The 3673-nt window shown below is 58.1% G+C and carries 4 protein-coding genes; all 4 read right to left on the bottom strand.

Translation table 11 applies throughout. The annotated features are described in order from the left end of the window. Positions 1-279 (bottom strand): XdhC family protein (locus K5905_RS29810; protein WP_297591275.1); only part of this gene is annotated, 279 nt, incomplete at its 3' end. Positions 280-298: 19 nt separating this feature from the next. Next, positions 299-1498, bottom strand: a complete 1200-nt coding sequence (locus tag K5905_RS29815; protein ID WP_297591278.1) for a VWA domain-containing protein — start codon at positions 1496-1498, stop codon at positions 299-301. 4 nt (positions 1499-1502) lie between these two features. Further along, on the bottom strand, positions 1503-2384 hold the full coding sequence (locus K5905_RS29820; RefSeq protein WP_297591281.1) for a MoxR family ATPase: 882 nt from the start codon (positions 2382-2384) through the stop codon (positions 1503-1505). Positions 2385-2489: 105 nt separating this feature from the next. After that, positions 2490-3673 (bottom strand): molybdopterin cofactor-binding domain-containing protein (locus K5905_RS29825; RefSeq protein ID WP_297591283.1); only part of this gene is annotated, 1184 nt, incomplete at its 5' end.

Consider the following 3673-nt stretch of genomic DNA (forward strand, 5'->3'; position numbering starts at 1 on the left):
AATCAGACGTGTCTCGCCATCCTCCAAGGCGGCCATTGCGGCCTTGATCACTGCGGCGCGGGCACATCCCCCGCCGATCCAGCCTCCAACGATCGATCCGTCCCGCGCGATAACCGCTTTTGCACCTGCTTTTGCCGCGGTCACGGAAATTGTCCGGACCACCGTTGCAAGGGCAAAGGGTTCACTGGCGTCCTGCAATCGGCTCATCAGTGGATGCAGATCGCTTGTCAGCTCCGGACAAGCACCGGAATGTTCCGTGGGATTGGCGATATGTTTCATCGGAGCGTCTCCCATGGCGTTACAGGCGCGCAAGATAGGGTTCAAGGGCAGCCAGACTGTCGAGATTGTGGGCCGGCGCGAACAGGTCGACATGCGGAAGGGCTGCCTGCATGCCACCTGTTGTCGGTTCATACCCTTCCCAGCCGATCAGCGGATTTAGCCAGACAATGCGCTTGCAGCGGCGTCGCAATCGCGCCATCTCGTCGGCCAGTTCTTTCGGCCTGCCGGTATCGTAGCCGTCGGACAGGATCATGACGCAGGTGCGCGAATGAATAACCCGCGATGCATGCCAGCGATTGAAATCTGCCAGTGCTTCAGCGATCTTCGTTCCTCCGCCGATGCCCTGGGCCATCAGACCCATTCGGTCAAGCGCACGGGCCGCATCGCGTTCAGACAGGGCGGACGAGACATGGACCAGACGGGTGTGGAACAGGAACGCTTCGGCCTCGCGGAAATTGTCCAGAATACCGTGGACAAAGCGCGTGAAGACGGCGGTGTAATTGTTCATGGAACCGGAAGCATCCAGCAGGATCACAAGCCGTAACTGCCGTTCGCGCGGACCTTTTCGGATCAGCTCGATGGGCGTGCCGCCATGAGCGATCGAATGCCGGATAGTACGGCGAAGATCAAGGCGAGGACCCTTGCGCTTTTGCCGGTCACGGCGTGTCAGGCGCACACGCATGGTTCGGGCAAGCTGTTCGGCCAATTCGTGTGCCTTGGCCAAAGCTTCGGGATCGTGAAGATTGCGGAAATCGACCGATCCAAGATTCTCCGCGATGCTGGCACCCTCTCGGCGACCGGAAGGCTTGTCACCTGTCGCCTCGTCTTCTTCGCCGGGTTGACGTTCGACGTCTCCGGCAATCGTGTCCTGGCGGGAGCCTTGCGCATCCATGAGTTCACGGATGGTCTTCATGCTCTTTTTTGAACTTGTTCCGGAGACCTTGATGCCGGTTTTGACCCCTTTGCCCAACCAGTAGGCGTCGAACAGTTCGTCAAATTTCTTCCAGTCCGACAACCGTCCGCAAAAAAGGGCTCGCAAGGCACTTTTCAGACTATGGGGTCGTTTGGACAATGGTGAACACACCAAGGCCAGGGCATCGTTGGTTTCCGCCAGCCCGACCTTGAAACCGCTGTCCCTTAGTGATTGAACGAACCCTGTCAGCCGCAGGCGTAGGGCTGCTCCGATATCATCCCGGGTTGCTATGGGTTCGGTGACCATGGGATCAGGCCACCTGTCCCAAAAGACGATCGGTCACTTCTCGCGTGACGCGTGCCTGGTCTTCACGTGTTTTCAGAACACACACGAGCGTGTCGTAAACAAGTTCGCGGCTTTCCTGCAGGTTTTTTGTGCCGAGACCGACAAGAGCCGCCGCCCAGTCAATGGTTTCGGCAACGCCTGGGACCTTGGTGAGATCCTGCTTGCGCAGCTTGCCCATCATTTCCGCAATCTGCAGCGCAAGCGCTGCATCAAGGCCTGGAACCCGAGAAAGCAGAATGCGTGCCTCCCGGTCAGCGTTGGGATAGTCGACATAATGATAGAGACACCGGCGCCGCAAGGCATCTGAAAGCTCGCGCGTGCCGTTGGAAGTCAGCACCACACGCGGGATACTGGTGGCTTCAACAGTGCCAAGCTCTGGAATGGAGACCTGATAATCGGAGAGAATTTCCAGGAGAAAGGCTTCAAATTCCTCATCCGCCCGGTCAACCTCGTCAATCAGAAGGACGGGAGGTTTATTCTGCCGGATGGCGGCAAGGAGAGGGCGCTCGAGCAGGTATTTTTCGGAAAAGACGGCTTCTTCAACGGTCTCGGCGTCTTCACCGCTGCCTTCACGTGCCTTGATGGCAAGTAGCTGGCGCTGGTAGTTCCATTCATAAATGGCGTCGGACCGATCAAGACCTTCGTAACATTGCAGTCGGATTAGGTCGGATTTTTCCAGTTTTGCAAGCGCCTTGGCAACTTCGGTCTTGCCGACACCGGCCTCTCCCTCCAGAAGCAGCGGTCGGTTCAGCATCTCGGTCAGCAGCAGCGCGGTTGCCAGGCCTTCATCGGCCACATAACCGGTTTCGGACAGTGCTTTTGACAATTGGTCTCTGGTCTTGCTCATCCGGTTCGCATCAGTGATGGGTCGGTACTATGTGCAGGCCTATGCCGCACGCGGATCCTGAAACGGACAGGAGCCGCGGGCAGAGCACGCGACTTCAGTCACAAATCAGCGGTGGGCGCCAAGGTCCTTGGCGGCTTGCCAGATGCGCCAGGCATCATGCGGCATCTGGATATGCGTGCTGCCCAGGAACTGGAACGCATCATTGACCGCGTTGGAAAAGGCCGGCACACCGCCGACATTCGGGCTTTCGCCGACACCCTTGGCTCCGATCGGATGATGCGGGCTCGGGGTTTCCGTGTAGTCGGTTTCCCAATGCGGGGTCTCAACCGCGGTCGGAATGAAGAAATCCATGAAGGATGCCCCGAGGACGTTGCCCATTTCGTCGTAACGGATCTCCTGACCCATTGCGATGGCAAACGCTTCCGTCAGACCGCCATGCACTTGGCCTTCAATGATCATCGGGTTGATGCGGGTACCACAATCATCCAGCGCATAGAAACGCCGTGTCTTGGCGACACCGGTATCGACGTCGATGTCCATGACGCAGAAATATGCCCCGAACGGGTAAGTCATGTTGGGTGGGTCGTAATAGCTGACGGCTTCAAGACCCGGTTCCATGTTCGGTGGTGGCGCATGATAGGCAGCCCAGGCAATCTCCTTCATGGATTTGCGCGCCTGCGGATTACCCTTCACCTGGAAACCGTCAATGTCCCACTCAAGGTCATATTCGGAAACTTCCAGCATATGGGCCGCGATCATCTGCGCCTTGTTGCGGATCTTGCGGGCCGCCAGTGCAATCGCAGCGCCGGCCACTGGCGTAGACCGGGAGCCATAAGTCCCCAGACCATAGGGTGCGGTGTCGGTATTGCCTTCTTCCACCATGATGTCGGCCGCCGGAATACCGATTTCCGTCGCGATAATCTGCGCCCAGGTGGTTTCGTGCCCCTGGCCCTGGGATTTTGTGCCCATGCGGGAGATCACCGATCCGGTCGGGTGCACACGGATTTCAGCGCTGTCGAACATGGCAACGCCCAGGATATCGCAATTCTTGGACGGGCCCGCGCCGACGATTTCAGTGAAGAATGAGACGCCGATGCCCATGATCTCGCGGGTCTCGCCGCGTTTGAAGGCTTCCTGTTTGGCTTTCTGCTCTGCGCGAAGCTCCCGGTAGTCGATTGAATCCATCGCTTTCTGCATGGCGGTGTGATAGTCGCCGCTGTCATATTCCCACCCCAGGGCGGATTGGTATGGGAACTGATCGGCCTTGACGAAATTCTTCATGCGAAGAT

Source organism: Roseibium sp., assembly GCF_025698965.1.
Classification (GTDB): Bacteria; Pseudomonadota; Alphaproteobacteria; order Rhizobiales; family Stappiaceae; genus Roseibium.

What these genes read in the sequence shown, in the direction of transcription:
- K5905_RS29820 (WP_297591281.1), bottom strand. Translation starts at nt 2,384, where the DNA reads ATGAGCAAGACCAGAGACCAATTGTCAAAAGCACTGTCCGAAACCGGT.
- K5905_RS29815 (WP_297591278.1), bottom strand. Translation starts at nt 1,498, where the DNA reads ATGGTCACCGAACCCATAGCAACCCGGGATGATATCGGAGCAGCCCTA.